Below are 21,758 nucleotides of genomic sequence, written 5' to 3' on the forward strand. Positions count from 1 at the left end.
GAACAAAATTGCACATGCAGGATCGCCGAAGCAGTCCATGCTCCGGTGATGACCGCGAAAGGGAAAAAGCTCACCCATGAAGAGTTCGCCTCTTTGCTCACGGTCGGTAATGCGTCTGCAAACGGCGCTGCGCCTGCGATCCCTGCCAAACATCGCGCCCGATTGATCGCGCTGGGCTACATGGTCTTTCTTCAGGGCAGGCTGCGAATGACCACGCCGGGACGGATCCGGATCTATGCCGGGCAACTCGATAGCTGAGGCGTGCCTTGCGTCTACGCTGGCTTTGGCGGTTGAAGCCCCGGCGATGTAAGCCATTCGCTCATGTGCGAGCCGGTCTCGGCTTGTCTGGCTTTGCGGAGGAGGGTTTCGCGCTCAAGGCCGTGCGGGAGCTTCTTGGCTTGCTCTCTTAATCGTTCGGCTTCTCGGGCCAGGCGCTCTTCGAGGGACAGGGTGTGCTTGAACCTGCGACGATGTTGCATGACTCGCCTCGTGGCTTACGGGTCCTAACCGTTGGGTTTGAGTTCTAGCGATCTTAATATGCAGACGCGCCGCGTTCTGTTCCAAAGTGAACATTTCACATTTCATGGTCTTCTTCTGGCGGAACGGCCCGGCCTTTATTCGTTGCACCTCAAACGGGTTAATCCAAACTCCTCAGGAATAGGTTGGCCTGTCCCAATTGGACACGGATGCCCCTTTTGAGCAGTCACGGTTTCCCGCTAACGGGCATAAGCTGAATTGGCCCACCGGACGGATCCAGCCCCTAATCCGGGGGAGCGGGGCGGCCCTACCGCGCACCAGCGAGGCGGGGCCGCTGCGCGTGGGGCTCCCGCTTGCAAATCCTGATTAAGCCGATTGCCCCATCGCACCGGGATGGCGCCCTGGTGCATGTTGATGTGCATGGGCCGGCGGTAGCCTTGGCTGGCCCGGTACCTTGGCCCCAGCTCGCCGTTCCCTTGAGTTGGGGCCTTTTGCTGCGCTGCCCCCGACGTTTCGCACGGCGTCCCATGCGAGGCCGGCCAATGCGCGGACGGCTTCTTCCTGGGCCGCGAGCAGGCCTTGCACTACGTCGATAGCCACCGCAGGCGCTCTCGAAAATGCGGGGCGGGAGCGCGTCGCTCTCAGCCACCGGCGCCTGCGAGTTGGCCGCAGCGTTCAATCCGGTGGTTGCAGCCCGGGCGAATTCAGCCACTCGCAGATGTGAGCGCCGGTCTCGGCTTGCCGGGCTTTGCGGATTGTATGCTCACGTTCGATACCGGGTGGAAGCGATTCGGCTTCCTCACGGAGTCGTTGCGCTTGTTCGGCCAGGCGCTCTTCAAGTGACGTGGTTTGCTTGAGACGGCGTCGCTGCATGGCGCTGCTCCATTCCAGAGGAGGCGGGAGCGCTAAGGGCGTTCTCATCACCGATGAAAGCCGAGGGCCGCGCGGTGATGGTATAGCCTGACATGTCCGCTGCCGGACATCTGGTCAATCTTGACCACCTCGGGAAAAGTTGGCGAAAGCAAATCAGGCCACTGCGATTTTCAAACCGGCCTTGGCTGGCCCGGCACCTTGGCCCAGCTCCCCGGTCCCTCTCGCGTTGGGGCCTTTTGCTATCCGTAAATAAAAACGCCGCCCGCTCAAATATAGCGCGGGCGGCGGCTTTCCAGCCCCAGGGGGGATGATGCAAAACCCCGGTAATGCTTTGTCTGCACGCTCCGTGCCAAGGTTCATTGTGCTGGAGCGGGACATCTTGATGCCGATGGAGCTCCAGAGGGACCCGAACGTCGTTCAGCTTGGGGCACCAGAGGATCAAATACGGACAGCACCCCACATCCGGGTGCTGTCCCAATTAGGACACCCGCAGAGGCAGATCGGGCCATTGGGAAGTGTTGGGGCGGGAGCCGTTAGGAACGATCGTTGGATTGCCAGGTTTTCCCGGTGCCCTTCCCCAAGGGTACCCCGCCGGCCCCAGCTCAACGCCCCCCTAATCCTGCGAGCTGGGGCCTTTTTCGTTCAAAGAGGCCGCCAACCGAGGCGGCCTTACTTCGGCGGATGTAGCTCGCTGTTGAGCCAGCCCTGCACTTGTTCAGCTTTCAGGGGGTCAGGGTCGAACGTCGCGATCTTATGGTCGGATTGCCATAGCTCTATCGCGTCGTTTTCCACCAGGGACTTGGCCCGTTCCTTGGCCGCGGCATCATCCGCGCATATCAGGTCGAGGCGCTGTTTGATGTGCCCATCCTCGCCAATCACATAGGCTTGGTACTCAGGCATCTGACGGCCCTCAGCAGCCGCGATGAATGGAACCCATTAAATGCTCTTGTTCCATTCCTTGCAAGGTTCGCTACATGTTCTTTGGGATTAAATACGATCTGTCCCAAAGGTTGGCCTGGACCTGAATTAGGCGTGAAGGCGATGATGCGCCTGTCCAGGGACAGGCACGATTTCTGGGAGAAGATGGATATCGCCTATCTGAAGTTGAACGACGCCAATCTGCTTCTGCCGTTCGACGATCTTCCCAGGCTAGGGAAGCCCAAATGAAAGAGGCCGCCAACTGAGGCGGCCCTTGTTCTTGAATTTTAAACGGCCCCAAGAGGGGGCCGCCAACCCGTCTGGCGGGTTTTCCTCCAGCAGTCGGGGGGGCACCTTTCGGCTGGAGACGCGAGCAAACGCGCCGCCAAGCCGATTGTTCCCCAAGGTGTTCTCTTAGCGGAACGCCCCGGCCTTTATTCGCTACACCCAGAACGGGTTAATCCTAAACACGCATGAACAGGTTGTGGCAGTTCGCGAACAAAATAGGACACTTCCGAATTCAGCTTAGGACACTAGGGGTTAAATACGGACAGTACCCAAATCCGTAAAAGAACATATTGCGAACTTGGAACAAATGGGGTACATTGCTTTTATCGCCGGCCCGCCTCGCCAATCGTTTGTCCCCCTAGCGAATCCTCGCCATAAGGAGCACGACCCAATGTCCGCAACTGCCCTGCGTATCGTCGAAGGATCTTCCATGGACAAGAGTAAAGCTCTGGCCGCCGCGCTCTCCCAGATCGAGCGCCAGTTCGGCAAGGGTTCGGTGATGAAGCTGGGCAAGAACGACCGGTCGATGGATGTCGAGGCGGTGTCGTCCGGTTCCCTCGGGCTCGACATTGCGCTCGGCATCGGCGGCCTGCCGAAGGGGCGCGTCGTGGAAATCTACGGGCCGGAATCCTCGGGCAAGACCACGCTGGCGCTGCACACGGTGGCGGAAGCGCAGAAGAAGGGCGGCATCTGTGCCTTCATCGACGCCGAGCACGCGCTCGACCCGGTCTATGCGAGGAAGCTCGGGGTCAACATCGACGAGCTGCTGATCTCGCAGCCTGACACCGGCGAGCAGGCGCTTGAGATCTGCGACACGCTGGTGCGTTCGGGTGCGGTGGACGTTCTGGTGGTCGATTCGGTCGCGGCGCTGGTGCCGAAGGCCGAACTCGAGGGCGAGATGGGCGAATCGCTGCCGGGCCTTCAAGCGCGGTTGATGAGCCAGGCGCTGCGCAAGCTGACGGCGTCCATCAACAAGTCCCACACCATGGTGATCTTCATCAACCAGATCCGCATGAAGATCGGTGTGATGTATGGCTCACCGGAAACGACGACCGGCGGCAACGCGCTGAAGTTCTACGCCTCCGTCCGCCTCGACATCCGCCGCATCGGCGCGATCAAGGAGCGCGACGAAGTGGTCGGCAACACCACGCGCGTCAAGGTGGTGAAGAACAAGCTGGCGCCGCCCTTCAAGCAGGTCGAGTTCGACATCATGTACGGCGAGGGCGTTTCCAAGATGGGCGAGATCCTCGATCTCGGTGTCAAGGCCGGCATCGTCGAGAAATCCGGCGCCTGGTTCTCCTATGACAGCCAGCGCCTCGGCCAGGGCCGCGAGAACTCGAAGGCGTTTTTGAAGGCCAACCCTGACATCACCGCCAAGATCGAGACCGCGATCCGCCAGAACTCCGGCCTGATCGCCGAGCAAATCCTGGCCGGCACGCCGGAGCGCGACGCCGACGGCGAGGAGCCGACGGAAGAGTAGGTTTTAACGCGGAAAGTTTTTCGCGAGGAGCGGGCGCTGATGACGTTGAGTTGCCGACGTCTTCGGCGCCCGTTTCGTTTTGCGTGGGGGTGGGTGCGTCGACGATGAAGCGCATGATCCTGATCAGTTCGTCCGGCGTCGGTCTCACCTATGCCGATCGCGCCGACATGGTTGTTCCGCTCATCTTTCGGTTCGTGTCGGGACCGCTGCCCACGTCGCACCACCTCGGGACCTACCTCACGGGAGGCTTTTTCAGAGGCGATCCGGAGGTGCGTTGGTCCGATCTTGTTGCGCGGTCTCCCGAGACGGGTCTCGCGCACAAGGAGCTCCCGCTGGACTGGTTCTGCAAGGCCTACGGCGTCGATGTCATCGAGCTGTGGTTTGATCCCAGCCCGAATAATCAATTGCAGTTGATCTGGATCCTCGACTATCTCCGCGCCGAACCCTACATGGCCGAGCGCCTGAAATTGCGACTGGTCGATTTCGATTTGCTCGGAGCAGACGTCGCGGGGCTTCGCGAGCGTACCGTGCGGGCGCTCGATGTCACGGAGCACGACTTTGAGATCGCCCGCACGGCCTGGGAGGCCTACCGGGCGCCAACGCCGGAGCTCTGCTCCGGGCTCCTGCGCAGGGATTTGCCCAGGCTGCCTTTCCTGAAGCCGGCGATGGAAGCATTGTTGGCAGAACTGCCGTCACCAATCACCGGATTGGGCGCGACGGAAGCGCGACTTCTCGAACTGATTGCGAGGGGACACAACCGTACCAAGGAGCTGTTTCAGCCGGGCGGCCTGCTCGAAACACGCGTGTTCGACCAGTGGGAGCTCGGCCCTTTGCTCGAAGGGCTCGCGTCCGGTCCGATGCCGGCGGTCGCCGGCCTCGATTCGAAGCTCGCGACGCTCGCCCCGCACGATGCGCGCGGTCGCAACGCCGCTTTTCGCCGGAGCCGGCTGTTGCTGACGGACTTTGGCAAAGCGGTGCTTGCGGGCCGAGACAATTTCCGCAGCCACAATGCGATCCGGCGCTGGTGGGGCGGCACGCTCCTGACCAACGAACGGCTTTGGTGCTGGAATCCGCAAAGCCGTTCGCTGGTGGCGCCTTAAGCCATTACTCCGCGGCTTCCGCGTAGTCGCTCACCGGCGGGCAGGAGCACACCAGGTTGCGGTCGCCATAGACGTTGTCGACGCGCCCCACAGGGCTCCAGTATTTGTCGGTGCGCGAGACGCCGTCGGGGAAGCAGCCCTCGGCACGTGTGTAGGCGCGATTCCACGCATCGTCCGCGATGTCGTGCACGGTGTGCGGGGCGTGACGCAACGGCGAGGCCTCGATCTTGAAGCGGCCGGCCTCGACCTCGGCGATCTCTTTGCGGATCGCGATCATCGCGTCGCAGAAGCGATCCAGCTCGGCCTTCGATTCCGATTCGGTCGGCTCGATCATCAGCGTGCCCGGCACCGGGAAGCTCATGGTCGGCGCGTGGAAGCCGTAATCGATCAGGCGCTTGGCGATGTCGTCGACGGTGACGCCGCTGGTCGTCTTGAGGGCGCGGGGGTCGACGATGCACTCATGCGCGACGCGGCCCTTCGCGTTCTTGTAGAGCACCGGGAAATGCGCATCGAGCCGTGCTGCAATGTAGTTGGCGTTGAGGATCGCGATCTCGGTGGCGCGCTTCAGCCCTTCGCCGCCCATCATCAGGATGTAGATGTAGGAGATGGTCAGGATCGAGGCCGAGCCGAACGGCGCCGCCGAGACCGGGCCGACCGGTGCATCCGTCTGCGTTGCGGGATGGCCCGGCAGGAACGGTGCAAGATGCGCCTTCACGCCGATCGGGCCCATGCCCGGGCCGCCGCCGCCATGCGGGATGCAGAAGGTCTTGTGCAGGTTGAGGTGGCTGACGTCGGCGCCGTAATCGCCGGGCCGGGACAGGCCGACCTGCGCGTTGAGGTTGGCGCCGTCGAGATACACCTGGCCGCCATGGCCGTGCACGACGTCGCAGATCTCGCTTATGTGCTCCTCGAACACGCCGTGGGTCGAGGGATAGGTGATCATCACCGCGGCGAGGTCATTCGCATGCTTGTCGGCCTTGGCGCGGAGATCATTGACGTCGACGTCGCCGTTCTTCTCGCAGGCGACCACCACCACATCCATGCCGACCATCGCGGCCGAGGCCGGGTTGGTGCCGTGGGCGGAGGAGGGGATCAGGCAGATCTTGCGGTGCGTCTCGCCGCGCGCGGCGTGATAGGCGCGGATCGCCAGAAGCCCGGCATATTCGCCCTGCGCGCCGGAATTCGGCTGCAGCGAGATCGCGTCATAGCCGGTGATGTCGCACAGCCACTTTTCCAGCCGCGCGAACAGCGCGTGATAGCCCTTGGCCTGCTCGCGCGGGGCGAACGGGTGCAGGGAGCCGAATTCCGGCCAGGTCAGCGGCATCATCTCGGTGGTCGCGTTCAGCTTCATGGTGCAGGAGCCGAGCGGGATCATGGCGCGGTCGAGCGCGAGGTCGCGGTCGCTGAGCTTGCGCATGTAGCGCAGCATCTCGGTCTCCGAGCGATGCGCGTGGAACACCGGATGGGTGAGGAACGCGGTCGTGCGCTTCAGCGCCTCCGGCAGCGCCTCGCGCGTGGTCGCGTCGATCTCGGCGTAGGCGAGCGTGCCGCCGAAGGCGCGCCAGACCGCCTCGATGGTCGCGGGCGTGGTGGTCTCGTCGAGCGCGATGCGCAAAGCCGCCTCACCGACGCCGAGATTGATCTTCTCGGCAGCCGCGCGCGCGACGATCTCGGCACGCTTGCCACCGGCATCGACGCTGAGCGTGTCGAAGAAGTTTTCGCTATCAGGCGCAAAGCCGAGCTTGCGCAGGCCGCTAGAGAGCACGGCAGCGCGGCGATGCACCTGGCGCGCGATCTGCGCAAGGCCTTCGGGGCCGTGATAGACCGCATACATCGCGGCGATCACGGCGAGCAGCACCTGCGCGGTGCAGATGTTGGAGGTCGCCTTCTCGCGGCGGATGTGCTGCTCGCGGGTCTGGAGCGCGAGGCGGTAGGCCGGCATCCCGCGCGAATCCACGGAGAGGCCGACGATGCGGCCGGGCAGCGAGCGCTTCAGCGCATCGCGCACCGCCATGTAGGCCGCGTGCGGCCCGCCATAGCCCATCGGCACGCCGAAGCGCTGAGCCGAGCCGATGGCGATGTCGGCCCCGAGCTCGCCGGGCGAGGCGAGCAGCGTCAGGGCCAGCAGGTCGGCGGCAACGATCGCGAGGGCGCCCTTGGCCTTCAGCGTCGCGATTGCGGGCCTGAGGTCGCGCACTGCGCCCGAAGAGCCCGGATATTGCAGCAGCGCGCCGAGCACGTCGGCCTTGTCGAGCTCGGTGAGAGGATCGCCGACGATCAGTTTCCAGCCGAGCGGCTCGGCGCGGGTGCGCATCACAGCTAACGTCTGCGGATGCACGTCCTTGTCGACGAAGAAGGCCTTCGCTTCGACCCGCGAGTGCCGCTCCGCCAGCGCCATCGCTTCGGCTGCCGCGGTCGCCTCGTCGAGCAGCGAGGCGTTGGCGACGTCGAGCCCGGTGAGGTCGCAGATCATGGTCTGGAAGTTGAACAGCGCCTCCAGCCGGCCCTGGCTGATCTCCGGCTGGTACGGCGTGTAGGCGGTGTACCAGGCCGGATTCTCCAGGATGTTGCGCTGGATCACCGCGGGCAGGATCGTGCCCGAATAGCCCTGGCCGATCAGCGAGGTGAAGACCTGGTTTTGGGCAGCGAGCTCGCCCATATGCGCGATCGCCTCGGTCTCGCTCAGCGGCTTGCCGAGATCGAGCGGGGCGGCCTGCCGGATCGAGGCCGGCAGCGTTTCCGCCATCAGCGCGTCGACGCTCTTGGCGTCGACGGCCTCCAGCATCGCGGCGACGTCGCGCGCCGACGGGCCGATGTGGCGGCGAGCGAAATTGACGGTGTCGCCGTTGGATTTGCGGTGCGCGGTCATCATGGGTCCTCGCTAGGAGTTGCTGTCATCCGCGAAGGCGGGCGATCCAGTACGCCGCGGCCTCTCGGTTCTGGCCGAACCGGCTGCGTTTACTGGATGCCCCGCCTTCGCGGGGGCATGACAGTGAGTATGTTGAAACGGCTCGGGTCATATCCTCACGCCGTGTGGGCCTTGTAGGCGGCTTCATCCATGAGGCCGCCGAGTTCGCTCTTGTCGGCAATCTTGATCTTGAAGAACCAGGCGGCGCCTTGCGCGTCCGTGTTCACCAGCGCCGGCTCGGCGGCGAGCGCGGCGTTGGTCTCGAGCACTTCGCCCGTAACAGGCGCGTAGACGTCGGAGGCGGCCTTCACCGATTCCACCACGGCGGCGGCTTCCGCCTTCTTCAGCACGCGGCCAAGCTTGGGCAGTTCGACGAACACGACGTCGCCGAGCTGCTGCTGCGCGTAGTCGGTGATGCCGACGGTGGCGACATCGCCCTCGATGGCGAGCCATTCATGGTCGGAGGTGTACAGCGTCGTGGTCATTCTGAAGTCCTCAGCGTTTGTAGGTGTTTTTCACGAAGGGCATGGCGGCGACCGTGAGCGGCAGTCGCTGGCCGCGCACCTCGGCGAACAGGCTGGTGCCGAGCGCGCCCAGTGCGGTGGGCACGTAGCCCATCGCGACCGGCGCGTTCAGGCTCGGGCCGAAGCCGCCCGATGTGACCGTTCCGATCGGCGCGGCGGATGTCGCATCCGCAAACAGCAGCGCGCCCTCGCGCACCGGCGCGCGGCCTTCCGCGCGCAGGCCGACGCGGCGGCGGCCGGCACCCTGATCGAAATGGGCGAGGATCTTCTCGGCGCCGGGGAAACCACCGGCTCGGGCGCCGCCGCTGCGGCGGCTTTTCTGCACCGACCATTCCAGCGCGGCCTCGACCGGCGTGGTGGCGGTGTCGATGTCGTGGCCGTAGAGGCAGAGCCCGGCCTCCAGCCGCAGGCTGTCGCGGGCGCCGAGGCCGATCGGCAGCACGTCGGGGTTTTCCAGCAGACTTTTTGCCAGACGCTCGGCGTCCGCGGCCGGAACCGAAATCTCGAACCCGTCCTCGCCGGTGTAGCCGGAGCGCGAGACGAAGCAGTCGAGACCGGCGACCTTGTGCGGGCCGGCGTCCATGAACTTCATGGCAGGCGCCTCTGCACAGAATTTCGCCAGCGCGAATTCGGCCTTCGGGCCCTGGAGCGCGACCAGGGCGCGGTCGGCCAGCGAATCGATGACGCAGTCGTCGGACAGATGCGCGCGCAGATGCGCCTCGTCCTCGGCCTTGCAGGCGGCGTTGACGACCAGGAACAGGTGATCGCCGAAATTGGCGACCATCAGGTCGTCGAGAATGCCGCCATCTTCATTGGTGAACTGGGCGTAGCGCTGCCGGCCCGGCGCAATCGCGACGATGTCCTGCGGCACCAGCCGTTCCAGCGCGCGGGCGGCGTCCTCGACCTTGCCGGACTTCGGCAGCAAGCGGATCTGGCCCATGTGGGAGACGTCGAACAGGCCGGCGGAGCTGCGGGTATGGAGATGTTCCTTCAGCACGCCCGCGGGGTACTGCACGGGCATGTCATAGCCCGCGAACGGCACCATCTTGCCGCCGAGGGACACATGAAGGTCGTGGAGGGGCGTACGTTTCAGGGAGTCTTGGTCGGGTGCAAGCATCACAGGGGCCCTCGGCGGTTCCCCGGGGACGATTCCCCGAGCCAACCAGTCGAAGCCCCATCTGTCGCTGTGCCTGAGAGTATTATCCCGTCGGCGGACGCAGTCCGGGCCTCAAGCCCGTCGGCGCCTCTTTCCAGATGCTGTCAAAGCCACGCGGTCCTTTTGCCTGAGAGTTTCCGGGGCGGTTGCTCCTTCGGCGCCGGCACCAAAGCCGGTCTCTCCCGACGTGGCCGTACGATACAAATGGGTAGAGACCACAGGGCAGCCAAGCCTGTCAACGCGGGGATTGCGCCTTTCAACGGGATTGCAACGGGATTGCGCGCCTGCGGCAACCCTCTGATCTCTCTGCACAGTTTCTGGACAGCGAAGCTGGCCTTGTCTAAAAGCGCTTTGGCCCGCAGATATCAGCCTTAATTTCCGGTTTGGACGGCGGTCGCGGGTCCGAACACACCCGATTGGATGAACATGAGCGGCGTCAACGAGATCAGGTCGACCTTTCTGAACTTCTTTGCCGAGAACGGCCACGAGATCGTGCCGTCCTCGCCATTGGTGCCGCGCAACGATCCGACGTTGATGTTCACCAATGCCGGCATGGTGCAGTTCAAAAACGTCTTCACCGGCGTCGAGAAGCGGCCCTATCAGCGCGCCACCACCTCGCAGAAATGCGTGCGCGCCGGCGGCAAGCACAACGACCTCGACAATGTCGGCTACACCGCGCGCCATCTCACCTTCTTCGAGATGCTCGGCAACTTCTCGTTCGGCGACTATTTCAAGGAGCGCGCGATCGAGCTGGCCTGGACGCTCATCACCAAGGACTTTGGGCTGAAGAAGGACAAGCTGCTCGTCACGGTCTACCACACCGACGACGAGGCCCATGGGCTCTGGAAGAAGATCGCCGGCTTCTCCGACGACCGCATCATCCGCATCCCGACCTCGGACAATTTCTGGGCGATGGGCGACACCGGGCCGTGTGGCCCGTGCTCGGAGATTTTCATCGATCGCGGCGACCATATCTGGGGTGGCCCTCCCGGTTCTCCTGACGAGGACGGCGACCGCTTCCTCGAATTCTGGAATCTGGTGTTCATGCAATACGAGCAGGTGACGAAGGAGGAGCGCGTGGATCTGCCGCGTCCCTCGATCGACACCGGCATGGGCCTGGAGCGCATGGCCTGCATCATGCAGGGCGTGGACAGCGTGTTCGAGACCGATCTGTTCCGTCACCTGATCGACGCGACCGCCTCCGCGCTCGGCAGCGGGCCGAACGAGCAGACTGTCGCCTCGTTCCGCGTCATCGCCGACCACTTACGCTCCTCGGCCTTCCTCGTCTCCGACGGCGTGCTGCCCTCCAATGAAGGCCGCGGCTATGTGCTGCGCCGGATCATGCGCCGCGCGATGCGCCATGTGCAGCTTCTCGGCGCGAAAGAGCCGCTGATGCACCGTCTGGTCTGGGCGCTGGTGCGCGAGATGGGCCAGGCCTATCCGGAGCTGATGCGCGCGGAAAATCTGATCGAGGAAACGCTGCGGCTGGAAGAGACCCGCTTCCGCAAGACGCTGGTGCGGGGCCTTGCTATCCTCGACGAGAAGAGCGCGTCCTTGAAGAAGGGCGACATGTTCGACGGCGACGTCGCCTTCACGCTGTACGATACCTACGGCTTCCCGCTGGATCTGACGCAGGACGCGCTGAAGTCGCGCGGCATCGGCGTGGATCAAGCTTCGTTTACCGACGCGATGGAGCGCCAGAAGGCCAAGGCGCGCGAGTCGTGGAAGGGCTCGGGCGAGGCGGCCTCCGAGGCGATCTGGTTCCCGCTGCGCGAAAAGCTCGGGGCTACCGAATTCCTGGGCTACGAGACCGAGACCGCCGAAGGCGTGGTATCCGCGCTGGTGAAGGACGGTCAGGAGGCCACGAGCCTCAAGGCCGGCGAGACCGGCGCGCTGGTGCTGAACCAGACGCCGTTCTACGCGGAGTCCGGCGGCCAGGTCGGCGACTCCGGCGTGCTGCTCGGTGAGGGCGGCATCAAATTCCGCGTCACCGACACGCAGAAGAAGCTCGGCGATCTCTTCGTCCACATCGGCACGGTAGAGAGCGGCGAAATCAAGCTCGGCACCGCGCTTCAGCTCGAGGTCGATCATTCGCGTCGCTCGTCGATCCGCGCGCATCACTCGGCGACGCACCTCATCCACGAGGCGCTGCGCCAGGTGCTCGGCGATCACATCGCCCAGCGCGGCTCGATGGTCGCGCCAGATCGTCTGCGTTTCGACTTTGTGCATCCGAAGCCGATCACGGCGGAGGAACTGGCCCGCGTCGAGGACATCGCCAACGACGTGGTGCTGGAGAACGACGAGGTCACGACCCGCGTCATGGGCGTCGATGAAGCCCGCGAAGCGGGGGCGCGTGCGCTGTTCGGCGAGAAATATGGCGACGAGGTCCGCGTCGTCTCGATGGGCAGGACCGCGCGCGAGCGCGGCGCCAACGCGCTCGGCTGGTCGGTCGAGCTCTGCGGCGGCACCCATGTGAAGCGCACCGGCGACATCGGCCTGATCACGCTGACCGGCGAGAGCGCGGTCGCCTCCGGCGTGCGCCGCATCGAGGCGCTGACCGGCAACTATGCGCGCAAGCACGCCAACGACACCATGGCGCTGGCGAAGACCGCGGCGAACGAACTGCGCACCTCGATCGACGACGTCCCGGCGCGCATCACCGCCCTGATGGAGGAGCGCAAGAAGCTCGAGCGCGAGCTCTCCGACGCCCGCAAGAAGCTCGCGATGGGCGGCGGTACATCCGTCGGGAACGGCGCAGCCGCAGGCGTGCGTGAGGTCGGCGATGTCAAGCTGATGGCGCGTGCGGTCGAGGGCATCGAGATGAAGGATCTCAAGAGCCTCGCCGACGACGGCAAGAAGCAGATCGGCTCCGGCGTGGTCGCCATCGTCGGCGTCACCGAGGACGGCAAGGCCGGCATCGTGGTCGGCGTCACCGCGGATCTGACCGCGCGCTTCAACGCCGTGAACCTCGTGCGCGTCGCCTCCGAGGCGCTCGGCGGCAAGGGCGGCGGCGGCCGGCCCGACATGGCGCAGGCCGGCGGCCCCGATGGGGCCAAGGCGCCCGAGGCGTTGGCGGCAATCGAAAAAGCGATGGCAGGCGCGTAAACATCATGCCCCCCGTTCCGCGCGGACGTGGGCTTGGCGATCCCGATTTGAGGGATCGCCTCTACGAACTGCTGGAGCACGATCCGCTGGCCTATTCGGTCGGGTCGCGCTTCATCCAGCTGATCATCGGCGTCATCGTGCTCAATGTGGCCGCGATGATCCTCGCCTCGGTGCCGGAGCTCGACGCGCGGTTCGACACGCTGTTCAGCGCGATCGCCATCCTCGCCGTCATCGTGTTCGCGCTCGAATATCTGGCGCGGCTGTGGACGGTGGCGGGGCACACCCAGCGCAGGGGCTCGGCGCTGTCCGACCGGCTGGGCTATGTCTTCTCGGCGCTCGGCATCATCGACCTCATGGCGTTCCTGCCGGCCGCGGTGGTGCTCGCCACCGGCCGGCACGCGACGCTGGCCGGGCTCGGCGTGCTGCCGTTCTTCAAGCTGATCCGCTATTCGCCGGCGATGCGTTCGCTGCTCGCCGCCGTCCATGCCGAGCGGCGCGCGCTGATCGGCTGCATCGTCATCCTGATCGGCGCGGTGCTGACCTTTGCCTCGCTGCTCTATGTCGTCGAGCGCGACGTGCAGCCGGACAAGCTCGGCACCATTCCGCAGGCGATGTGGTGGGCGATCGTGACGCTGGGCACCGTCGGCTACGGCGACGTCGTGCCGGTGACGCCGCTCGGCAAGTTCATCTCCACCTTCGCCATCATCAGCGGCTTCGCGATGATCGCTCTGCCGGTCGCGATCATCTCCTCGGCGTTCGCGGAAGAGGTGAAGCGGCGCGATTTCGTCGTCACTTGGGGCATGCTGGCGCGGGTGCCGCTGTTCTCGCATCTGTCCGCGGCCGAGATCGCCGACATCATGCGCCTGTTGCGCGCGCGCACCATCGAGCAGGGCGAGATCCTGGTGCGGCGGGGCGATGCCGCCTCGTCGATGTATTTCATCACCGCGGGCGAGGTCGAGATCGCGCTGCCGAGCCAGCAGGTTCGGCTCACCGACGGCACCTTCTTCGGCGAGATCGCGCTGCTGCATAAGACAAAACGCAGCGGCACGGTAACGGCGACGCGCAAGACCCGGCTGCTGGTGCTCGACGCCCAGGATTTTCACGCCCTGATCGCGCGCATGCCGACGCTGGCCGAGCATGTCCACCAGACTGCGAAAGCGCGGCTGGAGGAGACCGGCGATCTCGCCGCGGCCGAACTGGCGCAGGCGGAGAAGGAGGGCCGCTGAGCGGTCAGCCTTTCTTCAGGAAAACGTAGTCGGCCGAGTAAGGCGCGCTCTTGAACTCGCCGGCCTTGTCGCATGCACCGTCGAGCTTGCCGCCATGGGTGTTGATGCGCTGGACGGCGGTGACCGGCGTCAGGACGCCGCTGCCGCGGCGGGAGGCGACTTCCAGCTTCAGCCAGGGGATATCGGCGGCGGTCGTGCCCGGCGCGTTGCCGATGGCCTTGCCGACGACGGCGCTGCCGTCGGCGTGCTCCCAGTTCGGGCCGGCATAGTGCCGCCCGATCGTCTTGCCCTCGGAGAGCAGCGTCGCGACCGGTTCGCGGAAGGCCCAGGCGAGCTTGCCCTCAGCGCCGGCCTTGCACTCGTAGACCTGCGCACCCTCGGCGTGGACGCTGAGCACGACCGTCTCGCCCGGCGCCGCGATGGCCTCGGGGAGCGGCTCCGCAGCCCCGGCCGGTCCGATCAGGGCCGCGAGCAACAGGGCGGGGGCGGCAAGCTTGATGAACATGGAGGTCTCCGCAAAGGGTTTCAAAAAACAACGGGCCGCGCTCAAAGACGCGGCCCGTGATGATGTCCGGCCCAGTCGGGCGAAATTGCGGACGGCTTAGGCCGCCAACGCCTTCGTGAGGTTCTCGGCGACCTTGTCGAGGAAGCCGGTAGTCGAGAGCCAGCGCTGGTCGGCGCCGACCAGCAGCGCGAGGTCCTTGGTCATGTAGCCTTCCTCGACGGTGTCGACGCAGACCTTCTCCAGCGTGTTCGCGAACTTGGCGAGCTCGGCATTGTTGTCGAGCTTGGCGCGGTGGGCGAGGCCACGGGTCCAGGCGAAGATCGACGCGATCGAGTTGGTCGAGGTCTCCTTGCCCTTCTGGTGCTCGCGGTAGTGGCGGGTCACCGTGCCGTGGGCGGCTTCGGCTTCCACCGTCTTGCCGTCCGGGGTGAGGAGGACCGAGGTCATCAGGCCGAGCGAGCCGTAGCCCTGCGCGACCGTGTCGGACTGCACGTCGCCGTCGTAGTTCTTACAGGCCCAGACATAGCCGCCGGACCACTTCAGCGCCGAGGCCACCATGTCGTCGATCAGGCGGTGCTCGTAGGTCAGGCCCTTGGCCTCGAATTCCTTCTTGAACTCGCGGTCGTAGATGTCCTGGAAGATGTCCTTGAAGCGGCCGTCATAGACCTTCAGGATCGTGTTCTTGGTCGAGAGGTAGACCGGGTAGTTGCGCAGCAGGCCGTAATTCAGCGAGGCGCGGGCGAAGTCGATGATGGAGTCGTCGAGATTGTACATCTCCATGGCGACGCCGGCGCCGGGCGCCTTGAACACTTCCTTCTCGATCACGGTGCCGTCCTCGCCGACGAACTTCATCGACAGGGTGCCCTTGCCCGGGAACTTGAAATCGGTGGCGCGGTACTGGTCGCCATAGGCGTGGCGGCCGATGATGATCGGCTTGGTCCAGCCGGGAACCAGGCGCGGCACGTTCTTGCAGATGATCGGCTCGCGGAAGATCACGCCGCCGAGGATGTTGCGGATGGTGCCGTTCGGCGACTTCCACATCTGCTTGAGGTTGAACTCCTTCACCCGGGCCTCGTCCGGGGTGATGGTGGCGCACTTGACGCCGACGCCGACCTTCTTGATGGCTTCAGCGGCGTCGATGGTGACCTGATCGTTGGTGTGGTCGCGGTACTCCATCCCCAGGTCGAAATACATCAGCTCGACATCCAGGAACGGGGTGATCAGCTTGTCCTTGATGTACTGCCAGATGATCCGGGTCATCTCGTCGCCATCGAGTTCGACGACGGGATTGGATACCTTGATTTTTGCCATGATCGGGGAAGCCTCTTGGGAACGGCGCTATTGGTGCGCGACGGGAATATCCGCCGCCTCTTAGCACCGCCGCGCGGCGGGCGAAAGCCAAGGGATTATGCACTTTTAGCCCATCCAGCTTCCGCAGATGGGGGGCGGGGAGCGGCCCGCCGGCGGGGCCGGCCTGAGGCTTCAGAAGAGATTCAAAAGTTGAATCCAAGTCGTTATTTCCCTTGAGAATTTCGTCAGGACAGGCAAACGACAGGCGGACAGGGCTGCGCCGGCTGGCGGCGGGCTTGAATCAATTCCTGAGAGCGCCTTGCCAAGGCCTTGAGACGAAGAGTGAAAGCGAAACGAGATGTCGGGGACTGACAAGAGCAAGGCGGGTCTTTCCCTCGACGGTCCCATCGTGATCCTGGTCGAGCCGCAGCTTGGCGAAAACATCGGCATGGCCGCGCGCGCCATGGGCAACTTCGCCCTGAGCCGGTTGCGCATCGTCAACCCCCGCGACGGCTGGCCCAACATCGCCGCCCAGCGCGCCGCTGCCGGCGCCGACTACATTCTGGAAAAGGTCGAATTGTTTGGCACGGTCGAAGAGGCCGTCGCCGATCTCGACCTGCTGTTCGCCACCACCGCACGCCCCCATGACCAGGCCAAGCCGGTGGTGGGGCCGGAAGCCGCCGCCGCCGAGATCTCGGGGCACGTCGCCACAGGGGGCAAGGCCGGTATCCTGTTCGGCCGCGAGCGCTGGGGGCTGACCAACGAGGAGGTCGGGCTCTCCAACCGCATCATCACCTTCCCGGTCAATCCGGGCTTTGCCTCGCTCAACCTCGCCCAGGCCGTGCTGCTGGTCGGCTACGAATGGTTCAAGCTGGCGACGTCGGGCGAGCTGCCGCACGCCATGCCGGAGCGCTCCGAGCGCGCCTCGCAACACCAGATGCAGGCCTTCTTCGACAACCTCATCCGCGAGCTCGACCGGGTCGAATTCCTGCGGCCGGCCGAGAAACGCGACACCATGCTGGTGAACCTGCGCAATATCTTCAGCCGGATGGAGCCGACCAAGCAGGACATGCACACCCTGCACGGGGTAGTGATGGCGATCGCGGAAGGGCGCAAAGGCCCGGCCAAGGGCGGCGTGCTCGACGGCGAGCAGGCCACGCGCCTGCGCGCGCTGCTGGCCGAGCACGGGCAGGGCGGCGGCGTCCCCGACAGCGGCTCGACAGTGCGCGGGCTCGCCCGCCTGCTCCGCCGCAACCCCACCGACGCCGAGCGCCTACTCTGGCAGGCGCTCACGCGTGATCGCCGCTTCGCAGGTGGGTTCAAGCGCCAGACCCCGGTCGGCCGGCACATCCCGGATTTCGTCTCGTTCCCGCACCGGATCGCGATCGAGCTGGTCAACCCCGGCGAGGGCGAGACGATCGCGGCGGACCGCGCGGGCCGGCGGACGTGGTTGGAAGCGCGGGACTATCGGGTGCTGGAGATCCGGGCCGCGGATGTGGAGCGCGATCTCGAGGCGGAGCTGGTGCGGCTGCAGGGGATGATCGAGCAGGGCGTGTAGGCTGGCGCAGCCGCGGGCCAATCCACCCTAAGTGCGCCCGAGTTGCACCTCACGTTCCACCGCAATCCATGTCGCCCGCGCCACGGCGAGCAACGTCCCGGCTTCATGATGCACCGCGGCCTCGGCGGTGCGCTTGCGGCCGTCGCGGCCGGTCGGCCAGGCCGTGACGATGCAGCGGTCGCCGGGGCGCGGCCGCGCTTCGATCCGCGCTGACATCCGTCCGAGCAGGAGCGGGGCCTGGTCGAAGCTGTCGCTCTCCTGATTGTAGTTGCAGGCATAGCCGGTGGGACAATCGAGCGCCGACCAGAGAAATTCGCTCGCGACAAGGCCGTCCTCGGCGGCCAGATTTGGATCGGGCGTCCAGCTCGCCGCGAGAACGGCGTTCCGCGCGTGACGCCCGAGCGGTCCGGCGAAAATGCGCAGGCCGTCTCCCTTGGCCCTTGCAGGACCGCAGACGAAACATGTCGGCAACGGGTGCTCGTGCGGCTTGACCGGCGTCCGCAATTCGGCGGCGGTTGCCTCGTCGAAGCTGGCGGTCTCGATACGCGCAAGCTCGACGCTTGCCGCTCGCGCGGTCGCGACGATTTTGGCACCGTCGCGAAGCTCCAATGTGCCGTCGTCGGTCGCGACTGCATCGAGCGCTGTGTCCAGCGGAGGCGGCGCGCGCAGCGTCACCTCCGCAGCCCCGGGAATGTGCCGGGCCAGCCGGCCGCAGACATAACCGCCGTTGCCGGAGTTCGGAGGACCGCAATAGCGCTTGTCAATGATGATCCGGGTCATCGGTTTTGTTCTCGCTTCCTCGTCGGCACATTCTACATGATCTTGAGGACAATTCGTCCCTGAACCGTGCGATTGGCCACGGCGCGCATGGCGTCGCCAGCCTCCTCCAAAGGGAGGATGCGATCGATGTGCGGGCGGATCTGTCCGTCGGCCAGCAATCGCATCAGCGTGTCGTTCATGCGCGCGGCCTCCGCAGAAAATTTCTCCGCCCAGGCGCCCGCGAAGACGCCGATGATGGAATAGTTCTTCAGGAGCGGCAGGTTCATGGGGAGCTGCGGAATCTCGCCGCTGGTGAAGCCGATCGGCATCAGCCGTCCGCCCCACTTCATCAGCCGCGCCATCTGCTCGAAGACCGCACCACCGACATTGTCGAAGCCGACATCGATGCCGTCTCCCGATGTGATCGACTTGATCCGGTCGCGCAGGTCTTCGTTGCGATAGTTGACGATGTCGCTGGCCCCGTAACCACGCACCAGGGCGGCCTTGTCGTCGGAGCCGATCCCGGCGACGACGTGCAGGCCGAGATGGCGGCCGAGGTCGACGGCGGCGAGTCCAACGCCGCCGGCAGCGCCGGTGACGAACATGGTTTCGCCGCGTCGCGCCCGTGCGCGCTCGACCAGCGCGTAATAGGCCGTGCCGTAATTGTGCAGGACCGTCGCCGCGGCCGCGAACGCGACGCCATCAGGCAGACGCACGCTCTTCGATTCCTTGGCGGTCATCCGTTCGGCGTAGCCGCCGGTCCAGCTGCTGCACGCCACTCGATCGCCGGGGGCGAATGTCGTGACCTCGTCGCCGACTGCGACGACGATGCCGGATGCTTCCGTGCCGGGCACGAAGGGCGTCGGCGGCCGCATCTGGTAGAGGCCCGAGACCATTAACTGGTCCATGAAGCTCACGGACGCCGCATGGACGTCGATGAGGATCTCGTCGGCGGCGGGCCTCGGCTCGTCGATCTCACCGAGGCGCAGGTCCGCGGGGCCGGTGAACGAGCTGCACAGAACCGCTTTCATCGGGGCGCTCCAACGGGTCGAGGCGATTGGCGATCGTCCCCCCGGCGGCGGCCGAAAAGGCGCGGCACCAGCATGGGGACGCGGCGTCGATAGTCCTGGTAGGTCGCGCCGAACTCGGCGATCAGATCCCGCTCCTCGAACTGCAAGGCGACCAGGATGTAGGCCGTGTTCGCGATCGCGAACAGCAAGTGGCCGGCGGTCATCGCAGGCGTCGCCCAGAACGCGAGCAGGAATCCCAGCATGAGCGGATGCCGCACGATCTTGTAGAGCAGCGGCGTCCTGAAGGACTGACCCGATATCTCGGTCCCGCGGAATGCGACGAAAGCCTGACGCAGACCGAACAGATCGAAATGATCGATCATGTGGGTCGAGGCAAACGCGATCAGCCAGCCGAGCCAATGCACGCCGATCAGCAGCCAGGCCGCGATTCCACTCGTTTGCCAGATCGGCGTCGGGATCGGACGCCACTGCCAGAACAGCAGCAGGAGGATCAGGCTGGAGAGCAACACATAGGTGCTGCGCTGGCAGGCGACGGGAAGGAATTTGCCCCACCATCGCTTGAAGGCCGGCCGCGCCATGACGCTGTGCTGGATGGCAAACAGGCTCATCAGCAGCAGGTTGACGAGGATGGCCTCGCTCACGTCAGTGGGGCTGCCGACGTCGATCGACTTGTCGATTGACTTGGGCACGACATAATTGCCGACGAAACCGAGCGCGTAGAGAAATGAGACCGTGAACACGGCATAGCTCACGATGGCGTAGAGCAGGATCAGGAGGCGCGCGAACATGTTTTGTCCTATTGTGCTGGTGGCGGCAGTGCCGCATGCAGGAGCCTCAATCGCTCGCTGGCGAGCCGGCTCGATCTGACCCGACTGTTATCGCTGGACCGTCCCCTGTGCGTCCCCGGCCGGGGAGGGAGGATTTCCATGACGGCCTTCTCGCTGGGAACATTCGGGTTCCCCGAGGTCCATGCCGACGACCGCCCGATCAAGTTGGCCTTACGCAAGGGGCTTGCTTTGCTGGTCTATCTCGCGGAGGCCAAGGGCGCTGTGGCGCGGGACGTCGTGGCCACGCTGCTGTGGCCTGAGAGCCCCGGCGAGACCGGCCGTGCGCGATTGCGGCGGCTGCTTCACCGCATCGAGCAGACGCTCGGCCATGCAGTTTTCGAGACTGACCGCAGCAGCGCGCGATGGTCTCCGGCGCTCGAGTTGAAGGTCGATACGCATCTGTTCGAGGGCGCCTGCGACCGCGGCGACTTTGAGCAGGCCTGCCAGATTTACCGGAGTGACTTCCTGGCCGGCTTCGCGCTGGACGACTGTCCCGAATTCGACGAATGGGCATTCTTCCGCCGTGAGGCGCTGCGGGGACGGCTCATGCACGCGCTGGAGCGTCTGGTGCAGGACAAGAATGCCGCCGGCGAGCATTTTGCCGCGACCGCACATGCGGGACGTCTGGTCGAGCTCGATCCGCTGAGTGAGGTGTATGGCCGGCATCTGATCCGCAGCCTGCTGCTGGCCGGCGACCGAAGTGCGGCTGAGCGGCACCACGCGGCGCTGACAGAGCGGCTGCGCGACGAACTCGGGGTCGCGCCGGAAGCCGAGACCGAGGCGCTGATGAGCCCTGCGGCGGCGTCGCATGACGTTCCGGCGACGCGCTACGTCAAGGGCGCGGGCGTACACCTCGCATATCAGACCTATGGCAGCGGCCCGCTCGATATCCTGGTCATGCCCGGCTTCGTGTCGCATGTGGAGCGCGCCTGGGAGCATCCAGCGAGCCGGACGTTTCTCGCGTCGTTGATGAAGCTCGGGCGGCTGATCGTGTTCGATCGCCGCGGCATCGGGCTGTCCGACCGGGTCGGATCGGCCCCCGGCATCGACGTCACCGCGGAAGATATCGGCACAGTCCTGCGCGCGGCGAATGCGCGCCGCGTCGTGCTGTTTGGTGCGTCCGAATGCGGGCCGGCCTGCATCAAATTCGCGGTCGATGAACAGCGCCTGGTGGCCGGGCTCATCCTGTTCGGCGCGCTGGCGAAGGGCTGCTGGTCACCGGACTATCCGCACGCGCTGCGCGCCAGCCAGTATGACGCCTGGCGCCAGCATCTCGTCGCGCAATGGGGCGGCCCGGTCGGGATCGAGACCTTCGCGCCGAGCCTTGCCGGTGATCCGCAGGCGCGCGCCTGGTGGGCCGGGCTATTGCGCGCGGCTTCCAGCCCCGGCGGCATCTCCGCCGTGCTCGAGGCGTTTCGCGATGCCGACGTGCGGCACCTTCTGGCGCAGATCGCCGTGCCGACGCTGGTGCTGCACCGGCGCGGCGACCAGGCGGTGCGGATCGCGGCCGGCCGCGACGTGGCGAGCCGGATCAAGGGCGCGGAATTCGTCGAGCTCGACGGCAACGATCACTGGTTCTTTGCCGGCGATCAGGGGCCGGTGCTGGAGGCGATCAGGGGATTCGTGGGGGCGTTGGGCGAGGGGAAGTCGAGGACGTAGGGTCGTAGCCCGGATGAGCGAAGCGATATCCGGGAAAAGTCCCGCATGTCGCTACGCTCATGCGGGCTACATCA

General features: G+C 65.4%; 18 protein-coding genes and 1 riboswitch. Of the genes, 8 read left to right on the forward strand and 10 right to left on the reverse strand.

Features of this window, described 5'->3' with window-relative positions; all coding sequences use genetic code 11:
* The first annotated feature begins 48 nt into the window (after positions 1 to 48).
* The gene (locus XI08_RS30410) at positions 49 to 258 is read left to right on the forward strand and encodes a hypothetical protein (RefSeq protein WP_271577210.1); all 210 of its coding nucleotides are present in this window, start codon (positions 49 to 51) and stop codon (positions 256 to 258) included.
* Positions 259 to 1,152: 894 nt separating this feature from the next.
* Here XI08_RS30410 and XI08_RS30420 read toward each other — a convergent pair.
* On the reverse strand, positions 1,153 to 1,350 hold the full coding sequence (locus XI08_RS30420; protein ID WP_271577211.1) for a hypothetical protein: 198 nt from the start codon (positions 1,348 to 1,350) through the stop codon (positions 1,153 to 1,155).
* A 669-nt stretch (positions 1,351 to 2,019) separates the two neighbouring features.
* Entirely contained in the window at positions 2,020 to 2,250 is a 231-nt protein-coding gene (locus XI08_RS30425; RefSeq protein ID WP_271577212.1) for a hypothetical protein, read from the reverse strand.
* A 132-nt stretch (positions 2,251 to 2,382) separates the two neighbouring features.
* Here XI08_RS30425 and XI08_RS30430 point away from each other — a divergent pair, with 132 nt between their 5' ends.
* The 3 genes from XI08_RS30430 (at position 2,383) to XI08_RS30440 (ending at position 5,136) form a co-directional block, all read left to right on the forward strand.
* The gene (locus XI08_RS30430; protein ID WP_271577213.1) at positions 2,383 to 2,517 is read left to right on the forward strand and encodes a hypothetical protein; all 135 of its coding nucleotides are present in this window, start codon (positions 2,383 to 2,385) and stop codon (positions 2,515 to 2,517) included.
* Between the two features lie 430 nt (positions 2,518 to 2,947).
* Positions 2,948 to 4,036: a recombinase RecA gene (gene recA, locus XI08_RS30435; protein ID WP_027548614.1), complete on the forward strand. Its 1,089-nt coding sequence runs from the start codon at positions 2,948 to 2,950 to the stop codon at positions 4,034 to 4,036.
* Positions 4,037 to 4,149: 113 nt separating this feature from the next.
* Positions 4,150 to 5,136 (forward strand): hypothetical protein, encoded by a 987-nt coding sequence (locus XI08_RS30440; protein ID WP_271577214.1) that lies wholly within the window; start codon positions 4,150 to 4,152, stop codon positions 5,134 to 5,136.
* 4 nt (positions 5,137 to 5,140) lie between these two features.
* Here XI08_RS30440 and gcvP read toward each other — a convergent pair whose 3' ends face one another.
* The 3 genes from gcvP to gcvT form a co-directional block, all read right to left on the reverse strand.
* A complete protein-coding gene (gene gcvP, locus XI08_RS30445; protein ID WP_271577284.1) occupies positions 5,141 to 8,005 on the reverse strand; it encodes an aminomethyl-transferring glycine dehydrogenase in 2,865 nt (954 codons plus the stop codon).
* Positions 8,006 to 8,160: 155 nt separating this feature from the next.
* Positions 8,161 to 8,529, reverse strand: coding sequence for a glycine cleavage system protein GcvH (gene gcvH / locus XI08_RS30450; protein WP_027548617.1), 369 nt, complete (start codon positions 8,527 to 8,529; stop codon positions 8,161 to 8,163).
* A 10-nt stretch (positions 8,530 to 8,539) separates the two neighbouring features.
* Positions 8,540 to 9,685 carry a glycine cleavage system aminomethyltransferase GcvT gene (gcvT, locus tag XI08_RS30455; RefSeq protein ID WP_271577215.1) on the reverse strand — a complete coding sequence of 382 codons (1,146 nt, stop codon included), beginning with the start codon at positions 9,683 to 9,685 and terminating at the stop codon, positions 8,540 to 8,542.
* A gap of 145 nt (positions 9,686 to 9,830) precedes the next feature.
* Positions 9,831 to 9,919: riboswitch (glycine riboswitch) on the reverse strand.
* Positions 9,920 to 10,150: 231 nt separating this feature from the next.
* Here gcvT and alaS point away from each other — a divergent pair.
* Entirely contained in the window at positions 10,151 to 12,829 is a 2,679-nt protein-coding gene (alaS, locus tag XI08_RS30460; RefSeq protein WP_271577216.1) for an alanine--tRNA ligase, read from the forward strand.
* 5 nt (positions 12,830 to 12,834) lie between these two features.
* Complete coding sequence (locus tag XI08_RS30465; RefSeq protein ID WP_027548620.1) at positions 12,835 to 14,055, forward strand: cyclic nucleotide-gated ion channel; 1,221 nt, start codon at positions 12,835 to 12,837, stop codon at positions 14,053 to 14,055.
* Between the two features lie 4 nt (positions 14,056 to 14,059).
* Here XI08_RS30465 and XI08_RS30470 read toward each other — a convergent pair whose 3' ends face one another.
* Both XI08_RS30470 and XI08_RS30475 read right to left on the reverse strand, forming a co-directional pair.
* Positions 14,060 to 14,560: a DUF3455 domain-containing protein gene (locus XI08_RS30470; protein WP_271577217.1), complete on the reverse strand. Its 501-nt coding sequence runs from the start codon at positions 14,558 to 14,560 to the stop codon at positions 14,060 to 14,062.
* A gap of 96 nt (positions 14,561 to 14,656) precedes the next feature.
* Positions 14,657 to 15,871 (reverse strand): NADP-dependent isocitrate dehydrogenase, encoded by a 1,215-nt coding sequence (locus XI08_RS30475; RefSeq protein ID WP_271577218.1) that lies wholly within the window; start codon positions 15,869 to 15,871, stop codon positions 14,657 to 14,659.
* A gap of 337 nt (positions 15,872 to 16,208) precedes the next feature.
* On the opposite strand from XI08_RS30475, the gene XI08_RS30480 reads away from it, so the two are divergent.
* A complete protein-coding gene (locus XI08_RS30480; protein ID WP_271577219.1) occupies positions 16,209 to 17,408 on the forward strand; it encodes a TrmJ/YjtD family RNA methyltransferase in 1,200 nt (399 codons plus the stop codon).
* A gap of 27 nt (positions 17,409 to 17,435) precedes the next feature.
* Here the strand turns inward: XI08_RS30480 and XI08_RS30485 are convergent, their stop codons facing one another.
* Genes XI08_RS30485 through mddA form a run of 3 tightly spaced genes read right to left on the reverse strand, consistent with a single transcriptional unit; the run spans position 17,436 to position 19,986 of the window.
* Entirely contained in the window at positions 17,436 to 18,188 is a 753-nt protein-coding gene (locus tag XI08_RS30485; RefSeq protein WP_271577220.1) for a PaaI family thioesterase, read from the reverse strand.
* A 32-nt stretch (positions 18,189 to 18,220) separates the two neighbouring features.
* Positions 18,221 to 19,198 carry an NADPH:quinone oxidoreductase family protein gene (locus tag XI08_RS30490; protein WP_271577221.1) on the reverse strand — a complete coding sequence of 326 codons (978 nt, stop codon included), beginning with the start codon at positions 19,196 to 19,198 and terminating at the stop codon, positions 18,221 to 18,223.
* The gene (gene mddA, locus XI08_RS30495; RefSeq protein ID WP_271577222.1) at positions 19,195 to 19,986 is read right to left on the reverse strand and encodes a methanethiol S-methyltransferase; all 792 of its coding nucleotides are present in this window, start codon (positions 19,984 to 19,986) and stop codon (positions 19,195 to 19,197) included. The genes XI08_RS30490 and mddA overlap by 4 nt, the downstream gene beginning before the upstream one ends.
* 138 nt (positions 19,987 to 20,124) lie before the next feature.
* Between mddA and XI08_RS30500 the strand changes: the two genes are divergently transcribed.
* Positions 20,125 to 21,684 (forward strand): alpha/beta hydrolase, encoded by a 1,560-nt coding sequence (locus XI08_RS30500; RefSeq protein ID WP_271577223.1) that lies wholly within the window; start codon positions 20,125 to 20,127, stop codon positions 21,682 to 21,684.
* Positions 21,685 to 21,758 lie beyond the last annotated feature (74 nt).

This window comes from Bradyrhizobium sp. CCBAU 11361, from assembly GCF_028128935.1.
GTDB lineage: Bacteria > Pseudomonadota > Alphaproteobacteria > Rhizobiales > Xanthobacteraceae > Bradyrhizobium > Bradyrhizobium niftali.

Coding starts and splice junctions, on each gene's coding strand:
- XI08_RS30410 (WP_271577210.1), top strand. CDS start 49: ATGACCGCGAAAGGGAAAAAGCTCACCCATGAAGAGTTCGCCTCTTTG.
- gcvP (WP_271577284.1), bottom strand. CDS start 8,005: ATGACCGCGCACCGCAAATCCAACGGCGACACCGTCAATTTCGCTCGC.
- XI08_RS30490 (WP_271577221.1), bottom strand. CDS start 19,198: ATGAAAGCGGTTCTGTGCAGCTCGTTCACCGGCCCCGCGGACCTGCGC.
- XI08_RS30420 (WP_271577211.1), bottom strand. CDS start 1,350: ATGCAGCGACGCCGTCTCAAGCAAACCACGTCACTTGAAGAGCGCCTG.
- XI08_RS30485 (WP_271577220.1), bottom strand. CDS start 18,188: ATGACCCGGATCATCATTGACAAGCGCTATTGCGGTCCTCCGAACTCC.
- XI08_RS30470 (WP_271577217.1), bottom strand. CDS start 14,560: ATGTTCATCAAGCTTGCCGCCCCCGCCCTGTTGCTCGCGGCCCTGATC.
- XI08_RS30425 (WP_271577212.1), bottom strand. CDS start 2,250: ATGCCTGAGTACCAAGCCTATGTGATTGGCGAGGATGGGCACATCAAA.
- gcvT (WP_271577215.1), bottom strand. CDS start 9,685: ATGCTTGCACCCGACCAAGACTCCCTGAAACGTACGCCCCTCCACGAC.
- XI08_RS30480 (WP_271577219.1), top strand. CDS start 16,209: ATGTCGGGGACTGACAAGAGCAAGGCGGGTCTTTCCCTCGACGGTCCC.
- XI08_RS30500 (WP_271577223.1), top strand. CDS start 20,125: ATGACGGCCTTCTCGCTGGGAACATTCGGGTTCCCCGAGGTCCATGCC.
- mddA (WP_271577222.1), bottom strand. CDS start 19,986: ATGTTCGCGCGCCTCCTGATCCTGCTCTACGCCATCGTGAGCTATGCC.
- XI08_RS30465 (WP_027548620.1), top strand. CDS start 12,835: ATGCCCCCCGTTCCGCGCGGACGTGGGCTTGGCGATCCCGATTTGAGG.
- gcvH (WP_027548617.1), bottom strand. CDS start 8,529: ATGACCACGACGCTGTACACCTCCGACCATGAATGGCTCGCCATCGAG.
- recA (WP_027548614.1), top strand. CDS start 2,948: ATGTCCGCAACTGCCCTGCGTATCGTCGAAGGATCTTCCATGGACAAG.
- XI08_RS30440 (WP_271577214.1), top strand. CDS start 4,150: ATGATCCTGATCAGTTCGTCCGGCGTCGGTCTCACCTATGCCGATCGC.
- alaS (WP_271577216.1), top strand. CDS start 10,151: ATGAGCGGCGTCAACGAGATCAGGTCGACCTTTCTGAACTTCTTTGCC.
- XI08_RS30475 (WP_271577218.1), bottom strand. CDS start 15,871: ATGGCAAAAATCAAGGTATCCAATCCCGTCGTCGAACTCGATGGCGAC.